At 34.6% G+C, this 17,767-nt stretch carries 13 protein-coding genes; 9 read left to right on the plus strand and 4 right to left on the minus strand.

Annotated features, from left to right (window positions below; genetic code table 11):
- Window positions 1-397: 397 nt before the first annotated feature.
- Window positions 398-1,417: a LacI family DNA-binding transcriptional regulator gene (locus tag VLC96_RS09635; protein ID WP_325262468.1), complete on the plus strand. Its 1,020-nt coding sequence runs from the start codon at window positions 398-400 to the stop codon at window positions 1,415-1,417.
- Window positions 1,418-1,492: 75 nt separating this feature from the next.
- Window positions 1,493-2,827, plus strand: coding sequence for a PQQ-binding-like beta-propeller repeat protein (locus tag VLC96_RS09640; RefSeq protein WP_325262470.1), 1,335 nt, complete (start codon window positions 1,493-1,495; stop codon window positions 2,825-2,827).
- A gap of 80 nt (window positions 2,828-2,907) precedes the next feature.
- On the opposite strand, the gene VLC96_RS09645 is transcribed toward VLC96_RS09640, so the two are convergent.
- The 3 genes from VLC96_RS09645 to VLC96_RS09655 form a co-directional block, all read right to left on the minus strand.
- On the minus strand, window positions 2,908-3,303 hold the full coding sequence (locus VLC96_RS09645) for a hypothetical protein (protein WP_325262471.1): 396 nt from the start codon (window positions 3,301-3,303) through the stop codon (window positions 2,908-2,910).
- 116 nt (window positions 3,304-3,419) lie between these two features.
- Window positions 3,420-4,148 carry a LytR/AlgR family response regulator transcription factor gene (locus tag VLC96_RS09650; RefSeq protein WP_325262472.1) on the minus strand — a complete coding sequence of 243 codons (729 nt, stop codon included), beginning with the start codon at window positions 4,146-4,148 and terminating at the stop codon, window positions 3,420-3,422.
- Window positions 4,135-5,205 carry a sensor histidine kinase gene (locus VLC96_RS09655; RefSeq protein WP_325262473.1) on the minus strand — a complete coding sequence of 357 codons (1,071 nt, stop codon included), beginning with the start codon at window positions 5,203-5,205 and terminating at the stop codon, window positions 4,135-4,137. Before VLC96_RS09655 ends, VLC96_RS09650 begins: the two co-directional genes overlap by 14 nt.
- 210 nt (window positions 5,206-5,415) lie before the next feature.
- Between VLC96_RS09655 and VLC96_RS09660 the strand changes: the two genes are divergently transcribed.
- From VLC96_RS09660 to VLC96_RS09670, 3 genes are all read left to right on the plus strand, one after another.
- Window positions 5,416-7,269, plus strand: coding sequence for an alpha-amylase family glycosyl hydrolase (locus VLC96_RS09660; protein WP_325262475.1), 1,854 nt, complete (start codon window positions 5,416-5,418; stop codon window positions 7,267-7,269).
- A gap of 93 nt (window positions 7,270-7,362) precedes the next feature.
- Window positions 7,363-8,700 (plus strand): PQQ-binding-like beta-propeller repeat protein, encoded by a 1,338-nt coding sequence (locus VLC96_RS09665; RefSeq protein WP_325262476.1) that lies wholly within the window; start codon window positions 7,363-7,365, stop codon window positions 8,698-8,700.
- A 48-nt stretch (window positions 8,701-8,748) separates the two neighbouring features.
- Window positions 8,749-11,382: a DUF5916 domain-containing protein gene (locus VLC96_RS09670; protein ID WP_325262477.1), complete on the plus strand. Its 2,634-nt coding sequence runs from the start codon at window positions 8,749-8,751 to the stop codon at window positions 11,380-11,382.
- 361 nt (window positions 11,383-11,743) lie between these two features.
- Here VLC96_RS09670 and polA read toward each other — a convergent pair whose 3' ends face one another.
- The gene (gene polA / locus VLC96_RS09675; RefSeq protein WP_325262479.1) at window positions 11,744-14,578 is read right to left on the minus strand and encodes a DNA polymerase I; all 2,835 of its coding nucleotides are present in this window, start codon (window positions 14,576-14,578) and stop codon (window positions 11,744-11,746) included.
- Between the two features lie 381 nt (window positions 14,579-14,959).
- Here polA and VLC96_RS09680 point away from each other — a divergent pair, with 381 nt between their 5' ends.
- The 4 genes from VLC96_RS09680 to VLC96_RS09695 all read left to right on the plus strand — a co-directional run bounded on the left by VLC96_RS09680 (window position 14,960) and on the right by VLC96_RS09695 (window position 17,597).
- Window positions 14,960-15,145, plus strand: a complete 186-nt coding sequence (locus VLC96_RS09680; RefSeq protein ID WP_325262480.1) for a hypothetical protein — start codon at window positions 14,960-14,962, stop codon at window positions 15,143-15,145.
- A gap of 116 nt (window positions 15,146-15,261) precedes the next feature.
- The gene (locus tag VLC96_RS09685) at window positions 15,262-15,936 is read left to right on the plus strand and encodes a response regulator transcription factor (RefSeq protein WP_325262481.1); all 675 of its coding nucleotides are present in this window, start codon (window positions 15,262-15,264) and stop codon (window positions 15,934-15,936) included.
- A 17-nt stretch (window positions 15,937-15,953) separates the two neighbouring features.
- The gene (locus VLC96_RS09690) at window positions 15,954-17,288 is read left to right on the plus strand and encodes a sensor histidine kinase (RefSeq protein ID WP_325262483.1); all 1,335 of its coding nucleotides are present in this window, start codon (window positions 15,954-15,956) and stop codon (window positions 17,286-17,288) included.
- 105 nt (window positions 17,289-17,393) lie between these two features.
- The gene (locus VLC96_RS09695) at window positions 17,394-17,597 is read left to right on the plus strand and encodes a hypothetical protein (RefSeq protein WP_325262484.1); all 204 of its coding nucleotides are present in this window, start codon (window positions 17,394-17,396) and stop codon (window positions 17,595-17,597) included.
- Window positions 17,598-17,767 lie beyond the last annotated feature (170 nt).

The following is a 17,767-nucleotide window of genomic DNA, read 5'->3' on the forward strand; positions in this document are numbered from 1 at the left end:
TTTGTAGAATTGGCTTTTGTTGCTGAAATTGTCTTGTAGCTTAATGCGTTCACAATAATATATTTTAATTAAACATTCCATCCCCAATAAAGGGGTTGCAAAAGTACAATTTATTATTTTAAATCCAAATAGCTTAATTGATTATTTTTTTATTGAGTTTGCGCTGATAATCAAATATATATTTATTTGAAGTAGATTTTGGTTTAGTTTTTGGTTTTGTTCTTTTATAATAATTTCGATTAAATTTTTTTTGATGTTGCTTTTTTTTTGTAATTTTCGCTTTTATCGAATAAAATCCCTCTTTTTTTCGCTTTTAATCAAAAATTATGTTACGTGTTATGAAATACGACAAATTTTATTTTAAAACTATTAATACGGTTCAAATACCACACTTCAAATGAAAGCAAAAGCAACTTTAAAACAAATTGCAAAAGAACTTAATGTTTCGGTTTCAACTGTTTCTAAGGCTCTTAATGATAGCCCGGAAATTAGTGAACAAACTAAAGTTAGAATTAAAGAATATGCCAAATTAAAAAATTACAAACCAAATGTCATTGGTTTAAATTTAAAAAATCGTAAAACTAAAACAATAGGTGTTATCATTCCTAATATATTGAACTCGTTTTTTGCCAAAGTTTTTAGTGGTATCGAAAAAGTGGCAGATGAAAGAGGATACAATGTTATAATGTGTATTTCTAATGAGTCTTTAGAAAAAGAAGCACACACTATGGAAATGTTAAGTAATGGAACAATTGATGGTTTTGTTTTATCTATTTCTGAAGAAGCACAAAAATTGAATGAATACAATCATTTTATTTCTATAATTAATGATGGGACTCCTATTGTTATGTTTGATAGGACCGCGGATGAAGTTGAATGTGATAAAGTTATAGTTGATGATTTTGATTCGGGGCACAATGCAACCCAGCATTTGATAAATTTAGGTTGTAAAAACATTGCGTTGATTTCGTCGGTTGATAATTTAGGCGTTGGAAAATTAAGAGCTGCGGGTTATTTAAAAGCTTTAAAAGACAACAATATTGAAATTAATGAAAATATTATTATCCGCGCCGAGTCGGAACATGATTTTGCAGAAAAAGTAAATGATTTATATACTAATAATTTGGTAGACGGTGTTTTCGCTTTAGAAGAAAATGATTCAGTTATCGCTTTAAGAGTAGCAGTTAGAAAAGGATATAAAATCCCAAAAGATTTAAAAATTATTGGATTTGCCGATGGAATTCTTGCATCAAGAAGATTATCACCAAGCATGACCACCGTTAGTCAGCATGGAATTGAAATCGGGGAGGAAGCTGTTAAATTATTAATAGATAGGTTAGAATCTAAAGAGGAACACAAACCTTATGAAACTGTTGTCATAAAAACACAATTAAAAGAGAGAGAATCTACTAAATAATATTAAAAGGCAATTGAAATTTCAATTGTCTTTTTTTTTGGAATTTTTGAAAAATGATTTAAAAATAAAGACAGTATGAAACGATTGTGGGTTGTTAGTTTATTAATATTTTTTCTAGTAGCCAATCATGTTGTTGTTTTTGGACAGCAACAAGCAACCACAATTAGTGCGTTTCAAAATCGTGTTTTTAAAGGTGAAAAATATAATCCTTTGGGTAGCGTAAAATGGGTTTTTAAGACTAAAGGAAAAATTTTTTCTTCACCGATAGTTTATCAAGGAATTGTATATATAGGTAGTGAAGACGGATTTCTTTATGCCATACAGGAAAAAATGGGTAAAAAACTTTGGAAATTTCAGACAGGAGGTGCGGTGCACAGTTCTCCAACAGTTTATAAAAATACGGTTTACTTCGGTAGTTTTGATGGTTACTATTATGCAGTTGATTCCAAAAAAGGTAGCTTGAAATGGAAATTTAAAACTGGCGGTGAACATTGGTCTGGTGAAGTAAGTTTCTTAGGATTGAAACCTTATGATAGATATATGGACGATTTATGGGATTTCTTTTTGTCGTCTCCAGTCGTAAATCCTGACGCTAAAGATCCAAGTGTATTTTTTGGAAGTAGCGATGGTAATGTTTATGCGCTAAATGCAAATACTGGAAAATTAAAATGGAAATTTGCAGCTAATGGATCAATTCACTGCAGCCCTGCTCTATATAAAAAGACTTTGTATGTTGGAAGTTGGGATGCTAATCTGTATGCAATAGATATTAAAACAGGCAAACAACGGTGGAAATTTGAAACTGGGAATAAAGTTGGTTTCAAAGGAATTGAATCTAGTGTAGCTGTCGCTAATGATATGGTTTATTTTGGAGCACGTGATCCCTTTTTATTCGCTGTCAATGCTGAAACTGGCAAGTTAGTTTGGAAATACGATGCTGCTTATTCCTGGATTATCAGTTCGCCTGTTGTTTCCAATGGGGTAATCTATTTTGGCACTTCAGATACTTTTTGGTTGGTTGGAATAGATGCTAAAACAGGTAAACAATTATTCGTGTTTCAAGCCAACGGTTATGTATATTCGTCACCTGCAATAATGGGTGATACAGCTTATTTTGGCGATTTTACTGGTAATTTTTTTGCAATAAATACTAAATCTTTAGGTAAAGAGCCAAGCGTTTTTAGTACTGAAAGCAGAAAAAAAATGGCTGCGGAAATTCTCAAAGATAATGTTCTAGACTTTTCATATGCTGGCAAAGGAGCTGATCTTTCTTTCTATGAAACGAATCAAACTGTTATGAATCAATTTTATAAATTGGGTTCTATTGTTTCTTCTCCGTTTATTGCTAACAATACTGTTTATTTCGGAAGTGCTGATGGGAATTGTTATGCTATTAAGTTGAAAAAATAAAGAATATATTTTTCTTCGTTTAATAACAAAAAGGCAATTGAAACGAATTCAATTGCCTTTTTTTATGTGTTTTCTAAAAACTATTTTTTATTCTTTTTACCCCCGTTCCCTTTGTTGGAATCGTATGTGCTTTCTATTTTTTTGACATCACTGTTTTTTACAGGTTTGTATTTCTCTTTGTGTTTTGAATTTTCTTTCCATGGATCGTCTCCATCAAAATCAAAATCATTATAACTTCCAACTAATCGGATACTGCTAGGTAAATTGACAGTTGTAGTCCATCTGCCAGCATTTTGATAGGTGTATCTTTTTGCTACCGGATCAAAGTATACATTGGCCTGTGGATAGTATCTGTATTTCTTTTTTACACCGTGTGCTTTTGCGTGAGCTGGCGGGTTTTGAGCATTAACTGTATAAGTACCTGCCCCGATAAGAAATGCAAAAAATAAAATAACCGTTTTAATTGTTCTTCTCATAATAATATTTTTTTTTGGTTAATACAATTATTTAGAAATCAGAAAATTAAAGTTAATGAATTGGTTTTATATTTTTTGTTTTTTATAAGTAAATTTTGCTAAATCGGGCAATTGCTTTATTTCTTCACAAACGATTGTAAGCAATTTATTGTCGATGTGCTGTATAGTCTGCCAATAGGTAAAACTTTATTTTTGATTGTCACAGAACGGCTGTTGAATTGCGTGACTTTTTTCAGCGGAATTAAAAAAGACCTATGAATTCGGTAAAAAAGACCTTCAGGGAGTTTTTCAATCATTTCCGTAATGGATTGATGGGTTTTAAAACAATCGTTTTCAGTATAAATAAGGAGGTAATTCCCCTGCGATTCAAAATAATCGATCTCGTTCAGATATAATTTGAGTGTTTTTCGCTCACATTTGACAAATATAAAAGGTTGTTCCATTTCGGCCTGTGTCAACTGTTCAAACTGCTGATTCGTTGTTTGAACTTTGCAGTATTTGTTTATGGCTTTCAAAAAACGTTCGAATGAAATTGGTTTTAAAATATAATCAACCGCTTCCAATTCAAATCCATCCACTGCATGTTGCGGATTAGCAGTAGTGAAAATAATCCCTATATCTTTTGGTAGTGATTTTGCAAATTCAATTCCAGATTTACCGGGTAAATTGATATCCAAAAACAGTAAATCTATTTTTTGAGTTTTCAAAAGATTCAACGCATTGTTGGTACTCGTGAATTTCCCTTTTAGTTCCAAAAAATCAAACTTGGCAATATGCATCTCAAGCAATATCGATGCTGGTAGTTCGTCTTCTATAATGATGCAATTGATTCTAGTGGGTGTCATTTATTTTTATTTTTAAGGAAACAAAAAAGGAATCAACTTCATTTTTGATGGTCAAAATATGCTGGTCAGGATAAAGGAGTTCTAGACGTCTTTTTACATTCGTAATCCCAACACCGCTATATGAATTCTCAGTATTTGCAGTATTCGAAAAATCAGAAGGTAAACTATTCTCAATTTTAACGACCAACCATTCTTCTGAGGCGGTAATCGAAATGGTAATCCAAGCCGGGGAACTGGCATTATCCAAACAGTATTTAAAACTGTTTTCAATAAAAGGAAGGATCAAGAACGGTTCGATGACTTGACTTTCTATAATTCCATTGGTGCTGAAACTCAATTCTAGTCGGTTGTCAAATCTTAATTGCTGTAACGAAATATAGTTTTTTAAATACTCAATTTCTTTTTCCAAAGGGATGTTTTTGGTATTTACCTCATAAACGGAATAGCGAAGAAAATCGGAAATTTTAAGTACAATATCTGCTGAGTGATCCGATTTACTAAGAATTTTTGAATACAAACTATTGAGAACGTTGAACAAAAAGTGAGGATGGAATTGGTTTCGCAACGAAAATAATTCAGCTTGTAATTTTTCTGAAAGAATGGTTTGAACCTTGGTCTTTTCTTCGGCAAGATAATAAACAAGTTTTATGGACAGAGGAATTGTGATCGCAAATTGCAGTTTAATCACATTGTACAAATATACGGGTGCCGAAAACAACGGTTCGCTTTTCCATTCGGTCAGATAATAGGCAATAATAATATAGTTATCAATCAATCGCTGAATAAAGGCAAAAATCAGAATTGAAAGCACATAACAAAAAATGAACAGCATCTTTTTTTTTCTGAAAAACAATTTAGGCATTGCCACTTCTACAATCAGCAGGACAAATAATATTTTAGGAAGTACACTATAGCATTCATTAGACAATGCTCTCCAAAAATCGGCTGTTGGCAAACCTTGTATCAGACTAAAAAGTATGATATAGCCCAACCAATAGCAGGTATACATTTTTATTTTTTGGGATCTACTTCCTGAATATAATACTAGATCATTCATGGCCTGAATAGTTTTCTGAAATGTAAAACTAAGTGTTTTGTTTTAGAATCAAAATGGATCTGTTGTAGAAAACGTTTTTCTTATTTAAATGACACAAAACGTTTTTAATTGTTGTTTGCAATACAAATCATGTTGTTTAAATAAGTGACTTTCAGATAGTCGAAAACTGAAATATCTTTCGCTTACTATTAAAAAACAATAAACTAACTTATGAAAAAAACTACTTTAATTTTAATGCTGGTCTTTGGTTTTTCTTTGGTTGTAAATGCCAAAAATACCGAAGTCTATCCAACCAACTGGTGGACAGGGATGAAGACCAACTCTATTCAATTGCTTATACGAACTACAGATGATTCATTTACTTCGGACAAAGTAACTATCAATTATCCCGGTATTACTGTCGCAAAAACCTATTCTTTTCCAAACCAAAAATATATTGCTGTAGACATCGTCATAGCGCCAGAAGCTCTTGCTGGCGATGTAGTTATCGAATTGAATCAAAAAGGAGGAAAGCAAAGAATAAAATGGCCTCTGTACAACCGCAGACCGGGTAATGGAACACAGTATGCACAAGGAGTGACTTCCAGCGATTTTATTGATTTAATTATGGTAGACCGTTTCAGCAATGGTGACCCAACGAACGACCGTGTAAAAGGAATGAGAGACCAATCCCTTAACCGTAGCGAAATGTACAACCGTCATGGCGGGGATTTACAGGGAGTAATGAATAATCTTGATTATATTCAGGGGCTTGGTGTTACAACTTTGTGGTTTACTCCCATCATGGAAAATGATATGGAAAAAAGAACCGAACACGGTTATGCCATTACCAATCATTACAAAATTGACAAGAGATACGGTGGTGATGCTTTGTACGAGAAATTGAGCGATCAATTACACCAAAGAGGCATGAAGCTCATTTTTGATGCTGTTTACAATCATATCGGTTCTTTCCACTTTTTAGAATTGGATCCTCCTGCCAATGACTGGGTACACCGTTGGCCAACGTATACGCAAACCAATTTCAGAGAGATTACTTTGTTTGACCCTTATGGTACTAAATCGGATAAGAAAAGAATGAGCGATGGCTGGTTTGATAAGATAATGCCGGATATTAATCATGGCAACCCGTTTATGGCTAATTTCCTTATTCAAAACTGTATTTGGCATATCGAAAAGTTTGGTATCGATGGTATTCGTCTGGATACTTATACGTATAATGATTTGGATTTTGCGAATCGTTGCAATAAAGCGATTATGGATGAATTTCCTAAAATGACCATTTTTGGAGAAGTCATGGTGCATGGCGTCGCCAATCAGGCCTATTTTGAGCAAAATAATATGGATGTGAGTTTCAAAAGCAACTTGCCTTCGGTGGTGGATTTTCAAGCTTTGTATTACGGAATTATTCCTGCCTTGACCGAACCTTTCGGTTGGACGACTGGTGTGAATCGATTGTACTACACCTTAAGCAGTGATTACCTTAGTAAAAACCCAATGCAAAAAGTATTGTTGTTGGACAATCATGACGAACCTCGTTTTTTCTCCTTAGTTGGCGAGAATGTTGAGAAACAAAAAATGGGTTTTCAATGGTTGCTAACCTGCAGGGGAGTTCCTCAATTGTATTATGGTTCTGAAGTATTGGCAAAAGGATTTAAAAATCCCGATGGTTTGGTTAGAGCTGATTTTCCAGGCGGATGGAAAGAAGATAGCAAAAATGCATTTACAGGAAAAGGAATGACCGATGATGAAAAATCAACACAGGACTTGGTTCGTAAATTAGCTAATTACAGAAAAACGTCCTCGGCTATCAAAACCGGAAAAATGATGCATTATGTTCCTGTGGACGGACTGTATATCTATTTTAGATACGATGAAAATCAAACGATCATGTGTGCGATGAATACTAGCAATTCACCAAAAGAAATTGATTTTCAAAAATATGATGAAAGAACGTCTGGTTTCGCTTCCGCAAAAAATGTACTGACGGGTGATGTTTTGAAAACATCGGAGAAAACTACTATTCCTGGAACTAAAATGTGGGTTCTGGAATTGAGTAAATAGAAAAGTGATCATCTTTTTTTGTACTAAAAAACATATCTTTGAATTTAAGATATTTAATTTCAATTGATTGCTAACTGTAAAAAACCAACTATAATGAGACCATCCTATTTATTAACCTTAACACTATTTTTTTTTGGAATAAACACTACCGTTGTTTTGGGACAGCAGGAAAAATCAACTGTGAATGTATTTCAAAATCGCGTATTTGAAGGTGAAAAGTATAAGCCTTTGGGTAATTTGAAATGGGCTTTTAAAACAGAAGGGAAAATATTTTCCTCTCCAATAGTAAATGAAGGAACGGTGTATATCGGCAGCGAGGATGGAAATCTTTACGCTATTAATGAAAAGACAGGGCAAATAAAATGGAAATTTAAAACCGGAGGCGCAGTACACAGCTCTCCCACTATTTTCAAAAGCACTGTATATGTAGGCAGTTTTGATGGCTACTATTATGCTATTGATGCCAAAACCGGTAATATGAAATGGAAATTCAAAACCGGAGGTGAAAAGTGGGCCGGTGAAGTAGGTTTCATGGGACTGAAACCTGCGGATAAATACATGGAGGATTTGTGGGATTTCTTTTTGTCATCACCAGTCATCAATCCTGATAAACAAAATCCGACTGTTTTCTTTGGTAGCAGTGACGGGAATGTGTATGCATTAAACGCCAACACAGGCGAATTGAAGTGGAAGTTTACAGCAAAAGAATCGATTCACAGCAGTCCGGTTCTGTATAAAAACACGCTTTACATCGGCAGTTGGGATGCTAATTTATACGCCATTGATATCACAACAGGAAAAGAGCGCTGGAAATTTGAAACTACTACTAAAGTCGGTTTCAAGGGAATTTTGTCCAGTGTAGTTGTGGCCAATGATATGGTATATTTTGGAGCGCGTGATCCCTTTTTGTTTGCTCTGAATGCCGAAACAGGAAAACTGGTTTGGAAGTACGATGCTGCATATTCCTGGATATTAGGTTCCGCAGTTTTTTCAAATGATGTTGTGTATGTGGGAACTTCAGATACTTATGCGTTATTGGGTATAGATGCCAAAACCGGTAAAGAATTGTTTAAGTTTAAAGGTAATGGATATTTGTATGGTTCTCCTGCTATAGCGGGTGATACAGCCTACTTTGGGGATTTTACTGGTAATTTTTTCTCCGTAAACACAAAATCTTTGGGTAAGGAATGGAATAGTTTCAGCACCGAAGGCCGAAAAAAGCTGGCACCTGAATTACTAAATAATAACCTTCTTGACTTTGCCTATGTTGTGAAAGATGGAGATGTTTCCAATTATGACATTAACAAAGCAGTGATGGATAAGTTCTATACATTAGGTTCCATTGTTTCTTCTCCGTTTGTTGCTCATAATACTGTTTATTTTGGAAGTGCCGATGGGAATTGTTATGCCATCGGATTGCGTTCCAAATAACAATCTAACACATCAGATTATAAAATAATTTGACAAAAATAAAATAGTATGATTATTCAGCAAATAAGGTTTTTGCTGGTATTCTTATTCGCTTTTTATTTCTGTTCCGGGCAAGATATGCCCAAAAATGAAAAGCGTGTTTATACCACAAAACCATTAGAAAATAATAAAGCACCTATAATTGACGGGCTTTTAACCGATGCCAGCTGGGATATTGTAGATTGGCAAACGGATTTTATTGAGAATCTCCCCGACGAAAATACACCTCCAACGGAGCAAACCAAATTCAAGATTGTGTACGATTCGAAGTTCCTGTATGTGGCTTTCAAATGTTACGACATAGAAACGGACAAAATCGTAAAACGATTGTCGAGACGTGACGGTTTTGCTGGCGATTTTGTCGAAGTGAACATTGACAGTTATCACGATAAACGAACCGGATTTTCATTTACAATATCGGCTTCGGGGGTGAAAAGTGATGAGTTCATTGCCGATAATGGTGATAATTGGGATGCGAGTTGGAACCCGATTTGGTATGTAAAAACCAATGTAGATGCCGAAGGCTGGACGGCTGAATTGAAAATACCACTGAGCCAGTTGAAATTCAGCGCCAGTGGAAATCAGGTTTGGGGTTTTCAGGCGACGCGTTGGTATTTCAGAAAACAGGAGCGTTCCGTATGGCAGCGTATTCCAACTGACGCTCCCGGCTGGGTAAGTGAGTTCGGAGAGTTAGCGGGTTTGGTAAATTTGAAACCTCAAAAACAACTTGAAATTCAGCCCTATTTCCTAACACAATATGATACCTACGAACAGGAAGCGGGCAACCCGTTTCGGGAAGGACAGGAGTTTACTATGAACGCCGGACTTGACGCCAAGATCGGTATCACCAATGACTTGACATTGGATTTGACCATCAACCCTGATTTTGGTCAGGTCGAAGCCGATCCGGCTGTAATTGCTTTGGATGGTTTTCAAGTATTTCTTCAGGAGAAACGGCCCTTTTTTATCGAAAACAAAAACATTTTCGATTACAATTTTGGAAATAACGAAGACAATCTTTTCTATTCCCGACGCATCGGAAGAAGTCCGCAAGGGATTATTACTACTCAGAAAGAGGACTTTGTTAAACGTCCGCAAAACTCTACCATTTTGGGTGCGGCCAAATTTAGCGGTAAAACGAAGAACGGCTGGTCTTTGGGTATAATGGAAAGTGTAACCGCTGATGAATTTGCAAAGATTGACAATGGTATAGAGCGAAAAGAAATACTGGTGGAACCGCTTACTAATTTTTTAGTGGGACGTGTCCAAAAAGATTTTAACGATAGGAATAGTTTTTTGGGTGCCATTGCAACGGCAACCAATAGAAATACTGATGAACCACAATTCACTTTAATGCGCGAAGCGGCCTATTCGGGAGGTATTGATTTTAAACACAATTGGAAAGACCGGAAATATTATGTCGCCGGAAACGTGGTGGGAAGTCATGTGACAGGATCCAAAGAATCCATTACGAATACCCAAAGAGAAATGACCCATTTGTTCCAAAGAGTAGATGCCGATTATGTGTCGGTGGATACAGAACGCACATCTTTGACTGGAACTGGAGGGAAGATCGAAGCAGGAAAGGCTTCGGATGGGCACTGGAGATACAATACCAGTCTGACTTGGCGTTCACCCGAGTTGGAACTGAATGATATTGGTTTCCTCCGTCAGGCGGATGAAATCAAGCAAACTTTTTATGCCAGTTATCAATCCTTAAAGCCTTTTGGTATTTTCAGGAGCGGTATGATTCGGTTTGAGCCTTTTGTTACTTATGATTTTGGAGGTTTTCATAACCGAACCTATTATGATCTTTTGGGAAAAGGGGAGTTCACTAACAATTGGTGGGTCAACATCGGGTTCTCCTACAAACCGAGAATTTATAACAATGCGTATTTACAAGGTGGACCCAAATTTAGGTTTTCAGAAGAGTTTGTGAGTTATAATACTTTTGGTACCGATAACCGAAAAAAATTGCGTTTCCAGGCCGGAGTGTTTTTTGCTCAGGGAAAAAATAATTCGTTTTCATACAAAGAGGTAGATCCAAGTGTGACCTACCAACCAACTAATGCTTTGTCAATCACTTTTAATCCGAATTTCAATGTCAATCAAAGTAAAACCCAATATGTGACCCAATCTCCTTTTGAAGCTGATACGCGTTACATCACGGCGCATATGGATCAGCAGACGATGAGTGCTTCATTGCGGTTAAATTACAATATCAATCCGAATTTTACGATTCAGTATTATGGACAGCCTTTTGCTTCTACCGGAAAATATACAAACTTTAATTATGTGACCAATCCAAGAGCATCTTATTATTTGGATAGGACGGTTACGTATGCTGCGAATCAAATATTGTTTGATAGTACTACAAATCGGTATAGTGTGGATGAAAATCAAAACGGAGTCGCTGATTATTCTTTTATGAATCCGGATTTTTCATTCGTTCAGTTTCGTTCCAATTTGGTCTTGCGCTGGGAGTACATACCAGGTTCTGAAATTTATCTGGTTTGGTCACAGGGAACCAATGGAGCAGGGAACCCAATTGATGATTTGTTTGTGAATATGAATACTCAGATTTTGGGCAAACAGCCTCAGAATACATTTATATTTAAAATGACTTACCGGTTTTTGTTATGATTTATTTAAATGAACCACATAGATACATAGATTTATAAATAATCATTAAAGAATAAATAAAAAAACCAAAAGACATTGGATTCGTTGATTTTGGCTCTCGATTACAATGAAGATCTTGCTCGAAAACTGATGTAGATCCTGACTGGCGACCAAGACCAAAAAGTCTGGAGGAATACTGGAAACAAATTCTGGAGTATGCGGATGTTCCAAAAATTTATGCTGAAGTGGATAAAAGATAGGTTGGTTGTTGTTGGTTGAAATTTAAAAACCGTCTCGTTAGAAAAACGGGACGGTTTTTATATGTTGCTTTTATAAATCAATCAACGGCACTAAATACTAAAAAGAAATACTACGAACTAAATTAATGCGCTTCCAGCCAATTTCTTCCCAAACCTATTTCAACATCTAAAGGGACTTCCAATTTAACTGCATTTTCCATTTCATGTTTAATCATTGGTTGGATTCTTTCGAGTTCGTCGTTGTGAACATCGAACACAAGCTCATCATGTACTTGTAAAAGCATTTTTGATTTCCAATTTTCGGAAACTAATTTGTTATGGATATTAATCATTGCAATTTTGATAATATCGGCCGCTGAACCTTGAATTGGAGCGTTTACCGCATTACGTTCGGCACCGCTTTTCACCATCATATTGGCCGAATTGATGTCTTTCAAATAACGTCTTCTTCCTAGAATCGTTTGTACATATCCATTTTGTCTGGCAAAATCCACTTGATTTGCCATATATGATTTTAATTTTGGATAAGTTGCGTAATAAGCGTCTATTAGTTCTGCACTTTCTTTTCGTGAAAGTGAAGTTTGATTGCTCAATCCAAATGCAGAGACACCATATATAATTCCGAAGTTTACAGTTTTGGCGTTGCTACGTTGTTCTTTGGTTACTTCTTCCAAAGCAATATTAAATACTTTGGCGGCGGTACTTCTATGAATATCTTCGTTGTTTTGAAATGCCTTAATCATATTTTCTTCTCCAGATAAAGCAGCGATAATGCGCAATTCTATTTGTGAGTAATCGGCAGAAACAATGGTGTGATTTTCATCGCGGGCAATAAATGCTTTTCGGATCAATCTTCCTCTTTCGGTACGAATAGGAATGTTTTGTAAGTTCGGATTATTAGAGCTCAAACGTCCGGTTGCAGCAACAGTTTGCATATAATCGGTATGAACACGTCCTGTTTTTTTATCAACCTGATTTGGTAATGCATCAATATAAGTACTTTGCAATTTTACCATTTGGCGCCATTCGAGAATGTCACGGACAATTTGGTGCTCGTGAGCCAAATAAGATAAAACTTCTTCGCCAGTTGCATATTGACCTGTTTTGGTTTTCTTTTGTTTGGCTCCGCCAATTTGCAATTTGTCAAATAAAATGTCGCCTAATTGCTTTGGTGAAGCCAGGTTGAATTTTTCTCCCGCGGTTTCATAGATTTTTTGTTCTAATGCCTGGCTTTCGGCAGCCATTTCAATCGACATGGATTGTAAAAACGGAACATCAAGATTGATTCCTTCCAATTCCATTGCGGCCAGTACTGGAATTAACGGAATTTCGATTTCGTCAAATAATTTTTTGGTTTCGGCTTTGTCTAAAATTGGTGAGAAATTTTGTTTCAATTGGTACGTGACATCAGCATCTTCAGCGGCGTATTCTTTGATGTTTTCTAAAGGAACTTGTCGCATCGAAAGTTGATTTTTTCCTTTTTTACCAATTAAATCTTCAATAGATTTTGGGGAATATTTCAAATACGTTTCCGATAAAACATCCATATTATGGCGCATATCAGGATTGATTAAGTAATGCGCAATCATCGTATCAAATAATTTTCCTTTGATTTGCACCCCGTATCTTGACAAAATCTTTAAATCGTATTTAACGTTTTGACCAATTTTTTCAATAGCTTCATTCTCGAAAAAAGGTTTGAATTTATCTACCAAAAGTTGTGTTTCTTCTTGGTTTTCGGGACATGGGACATAAAATCCTTTCCCTTTTTCGAAAGCAAATGAAAGTCCAACCAATTCGGCATTCAGAGCATCAATTCCTGTTGTTTCAGTATCAAATGAAACGGAAGTTTGCTGCATCAGATTTTGCATTAACAATTTTATAGCAAAATCTCCTTGAATGATTTGGTAAAAATGTTCGGTATTTTCTAAAGTAGCGTAAAACGAATTATGCTTTACTTCGTTATGATCTTCGTCAGAAAAACCAAATAAATCGAATTGGTCTTCGTTAGATTTTTTAGCTGGAGCTTTTTTTGTTGTTGAAGTTTCTGTAGTTATAGTTTCTTCAACAGCAGTTAGATTGTATAATTTATCAAATTGGGCTTTCATCTGACGAAATTCCAATTCCTGAAATAATTCATCAGTTCTTTCAATATCTGGGGTTGATAATTCGTAATCAACTTCATTGAACTCAACAGGGCAATCCAAAAGGATGGTTGCTAATTTTTTAGACAATAATCCCAATTCGGCATTGGCTTCGATTTTGTCTTTAATCGCACCTTTTAATTGATGTGTATTGGCCAAAAGGTTTTCCATAGAACCGTATTCGGCTAGGAATTTTTTGGCTGTTTTTTCTCCAACTCCTGGTAATCCTGGAATATTATCGGCAGTATCGCCCATCATTCCAAGGAAGTCGATTACTTGTTCGGGTCTTTGGATTTCAAATTTTTCCAGAACTTCTGGAATTCCCCAGATCTCAATGCCGTTACCCATTCTTGCTGGCTTGTACATGAAAATATTTTCAGAAACCAATTGGGCAAAATCTTTATCCGGGGTTACCATAAAGACTTGGTAATTTTGTTTTTCTGCTTGTTTGGCAATGGTTCCTATCAAATCATCGGCTTCATAACCTTCAACTTGAATAATCGGAATGTGCATTGCTTTTAATAATTCGCAGATATAAGGAATGGCGATTTTAATGGCTTCGGGAGTTTCGTCACGATGCGCTTTGTATTCTGGATACATTTCGTATCTATAAGTGCTTCCGCCTTTATCAAAAGCTACGGCTAAATGATCTGGTTTTTCTCGTTTTATAACATCCATCAAAGCATTCATAAATCCCATAATGGCTGACGTATCCATTCCTTTGGAATTGATTCTTGGGTTTTTTATAAAAGCAAAATAACCTCGAAAGATTAAGGCGTAAGCATCGAGAAGGTAAAGGCGTTTTTGTGACATGAAAATAATTTTTTGAGGTGTAAAAATAAACAATTGCGTTTGAAAAAACGTATTTGTTAGTTTAATATAAATAAGATGTGTTGTGGAATATTTTTTTTGGATAAAGAATCATTGGATTGTAGATGATAACAAAAGATCACGATCTGTCTCTCTAGCCCTGATCGCAGTGGAAATCCTTGTTGCCCGGGGTTCGGGCAACAAGATTGCAACGTAGAGCAGGAAACCATCTCTGCTAAAATGCCTAATTTTTCTGCTCCTAAATAGTGTATTAGTTAATGGTAAGTTAAACTTTTTCAATGATGATTATCTTCATTTTGTCTTCATTTTGCGGTTATACATTTGATCTATAAAATAATTATTAATTCAAAAATTTTAGAAATCATGAAAAAATTATTGATGTTGATCGCGGTATTATTTGGAACTAGTATGATGGTAAACGCAGCCACTTTGCCAAGTAAAACAACTACAGTTAAAGAAGTAAAAATGACTAAACACCCAAAACACAAAAAAGCTAAAGCAGAAAAAAAATCAGCCAAACCTGAGTCTTCAGCTTCTAAAGCAAAATAGCGATATGTTTTGATTTTAAAAAAGGTTAAATAATGAAATGGGTTAATTGTTTTTGATAGCCAGTGGAGAAATTTGCTGGCTTTTTTATTTTAAATTAGTTGAAAAATAACTGAAAAATGAAAATTCTTATCGTTGAAGATAATCCCGAATTAGCAGTTGAATTGAAAGAATATCTTTTGGGTAATGGCTATATCTGTAAAATTTCGAAAAATTGTGATGAGGCACTAGAGGAAATAAATAGTAATGATTATGATATTATGCTTCTGGATTTGGGATTGCCTGATGGGAGTGGTTTTGATATATTAAAAGAGATTCGAAAAACAGGTTCAAAAGTTGCTGTTGTAATTATTACGGCTCAAGGAGAATTGGAAGATAGAATCAACGGGCTTCAATTGGGAGCGGATGATTATTTGACCAAACCTTTTGCTCTAACCGAATTAGGTGCGCGTTTGTTTGCCATTATTAGAAGAATGCATGGATTTACTGTTAACCAACTCGATATTCATGGTTTTAATTTGCAATTGCAGGATTATAAAGTGAGTTATAATGAAGTACCGATTAATTTGACTAAGAAAGAATTTGATATTTTTCAGTATTTGGTTTTGAATAAAAATCGGGTAATAACTCGTTTGCAACTTACAGAGCATATTTGGGGTGATGTTCTGGAAGTGAATTCGGATTCTAATTTTATAGATGTGCATGTTCGAAATCTTAGAAAAAAATTGGATAAGCATTCGGAAATAGATTGGTTTGAAACCGTCCGAAATGTTGGCTATCGAATAAATGCGTAATTTAAATTAGATAAAAAATGAAAATCAAACATCAGCTGGCTATATTTAATGCATTAACGCGTTTGTTGGTGATTTTGGTTTTGTGGCTGATGCTTCCTGTTTTGGTCGAAAAAGTGGTTTACAACCATATCAATAAAAGTTTGTTAGAGAAAAAGCAAAAGTTCATTCAGCATTTAGACAAAGAAGAAATAAATGATTTTGTTATTGGAAAAGATACTTCAGAGACATATGCCAGTTTTTCTACTTTGCACAGTGAATTTTTAGTGCTGTCCAGGGTTTCAATGGAGCATAAATTACATAATACTTTTTTTATTGTCGAGCCACGAATAATAGAAGGAGAGCAAAATGATTACAGGATTCTACAGTATTATTTTAAATATGAAAACACAAATTATCTTCTGGAAATCGGTAATAGTCTGAGCGAAATTAATGACCTTACTTTTGTGATTCGCTTATTCATCATCATCGTTTTGATAATTATTGTGGTTATTACTTTTCTGGCAGATACTTTTTATATCGAATATTTATTAAAGCCATTTTATAAAATTATAGACACCAAAATTCGTCATGTCAACGAACCAGAAGCCTTTGACCATACTCCAATAAAAACACATTCCAGAGATTTTCAGGAATTGGATATGGTGTTGAATCAAATGATGGATCGAATTAGTGAATTGTTTAAAAAAGAAAAACAATTTATTGCCAATGTTTCTCACGAATTATTGACTCCAATCGCATTGTTGAAAAACAAATTTGAAAATTTACTTCAAAATACTTCGTTGGAGGATTCGGTTGTGGATAAAATTGTAGGTTCCCTAAGTACATTGGATTTATTGAAAAAGATAATTGCCAATTTATTATTGATTTCAAAAATCGAAAACAATCAATATGAAGCCAATGAAATTATCAATTTTGATGAGATTATTAGTGATTTGATTGTTGATTTACAAGACAGAATTGATGATAGGGAATTGTCATTTAAAAAAAGTATTGTGCATGATTTTAATTTTATTGGAAACAAAACTCTGATGCATATTCTGTTTTATAATTTAATTGTCAATGCCATAAAATACAATAAAAGAGCCGGTAAAATTGAAATCAAAGATGGTTTTCGGAATGAGAATTATTTTATCTCTATTTCAGACTCTGGTATTGGTATGAATGAATTGCAACAGAAAAATATTTTTAAACGATTTGCCAGAATTAATTTAGAACAGGAAGGGCAGGGGTTAGGGCTTGCAATTGTTGAGAGTGTTGCACAATTTCATCATATTAATATTGAGGTAACTTCTGAAATAAATGTTGGAACTACTTTTGTTTTATTGTTCCCAATTGACCATAAGCTTAATTAAAAGTTAAATTTTTTTGATTGGCAAAAACTTCATTTAAACTTCATTTTACATCAATAATTTTGACTCATTAATAAAACGAATTATTAATTAAACTTATTTAAAATTATGAAAAATTTATTGATGGTATTGGCATTAGCACTTGGAACAACAGTTATGATGAGTGCACAAACTACACCAACTCAAACAGCCCCTTCTAAAGAAGTAAAAGCAACAAAAAAAGAGCATAAAAAAGAAGCAAAAAAAGAAGTAAAAGCTGAAGAAGCGAACAAAACTACTTCGGCTGCTACACCTTCAACTGTAAAAAAATAAAAAATATTTCAAAGATTATAGGTAGTGTAAAAGAGGCTGTCCGAAAAGGGCAGCTTTTTTATGCGACAAATTTCAGGGATTGATTTTGGGTTGGCTGATTTATGAAAAAATATTTCGTTTGGATTTTAAAACGATAAATTTCGACTCCTATAACTCCATTTGGAACTTTT

This window comes from Flavobacterium sp., assembly GCF_035456085.1.
In the GTDB taxonomy this organism is placed as follows: Bacteria; Bacteroidota; Bacteroidia; order Flavobacteriales; family Flavobacteriaceae; genus Flavobacterium.

Bases quoted from the DNA above. Each gene is read 5' to 3' on its own strand.
- VLC96_RS09665 (WP_325262476.1), top strand. From the start codon at position 7,363: ATGAGACCATCCTATTTATTAACCTTAACACTATTTTTTTTTGGAATA.
- VLC96_RS09655 (WP_325262473.1), bottom strand. From the start codon at position 5,205: ATGAATGATCTAGTATTATATTCAGGAAGTAGATCCCAAAAAATAAAA.
- VLC96_RS09660 (WP_325262475.1), top strand. From the start codon at position 5,416: ATGAAAAAAACTACTTTAATTTTAATGCTGGTCTTTGGTTTTTCTTTG.
- VLC96_RS09640 (WP_325262470.1), top strand. From the start codon at position 1,493: ATGAAACGATTGTGGGTTGTTAGTTTATTAATATTTTTTCTAGTAGCC.
- polA (WP_325262479.1), bottom strand. From the start codon at position 14,578: ATGTCACAAAAACGCCTTTACCTTCTCGATGCTTACGCCTTAATCTTT.
- VLC96_RS09670 (WP_325262477.1), top strand. From the start codon at position 8,749: ATGATTATTCAGCAAATAAGGTTTTTGCTGGTATTCTTATTCGCTTTT.
- VLC96_RS09685 (WP_325262481.1), top strand. From the start codon at position 15,262: ATGAAAATTCTTATCGTTGAAGATAATCCCGAATTAGCAGTTGAATTG.
- VLC96_RS09645 (WP_325262471.1), bottom strand. From the start codon at position 3,303: ATGAGAAGAACAATTAAAACGGTTATTTTATTTTTTGCATTTCTTATC.
- VLC96_RS09695 (WP_325262484.1), top strand. From the start codon at position 17,394: ATGAAAAATTTATTGATGGTATTGGCATTAGCACTTGGAACAACAGTT.
- VLC96_RS09635 (WP_325262468.1), top strand. From the start codon at position 398: ATGAAAGCAAAAGCAACTTTAAAACAAATTGCAAAAGAACTTAATGTT.
- VLC96_RS09680 (WP_325262480.1), top strand. From the start codon at position 14,960: ATGAAAAAATTATTGATGTTGATCGCGGTATTATTTGGAACTAGTATG.
- VLC96_RS09650 (WP_325262472.1), bottom strand. From the start codon at position 4,148: ATGACACCCACTAGAATCAATTGCATCATTATAGAAGACGAACTACCA.
- VLC96_RS09690 (WP_325262483.1), top strand. From the start codon at position 15,954: ATGAAAATCAAACATCAGCTGGCTATATTTAATGCATTAACGCGTTTG.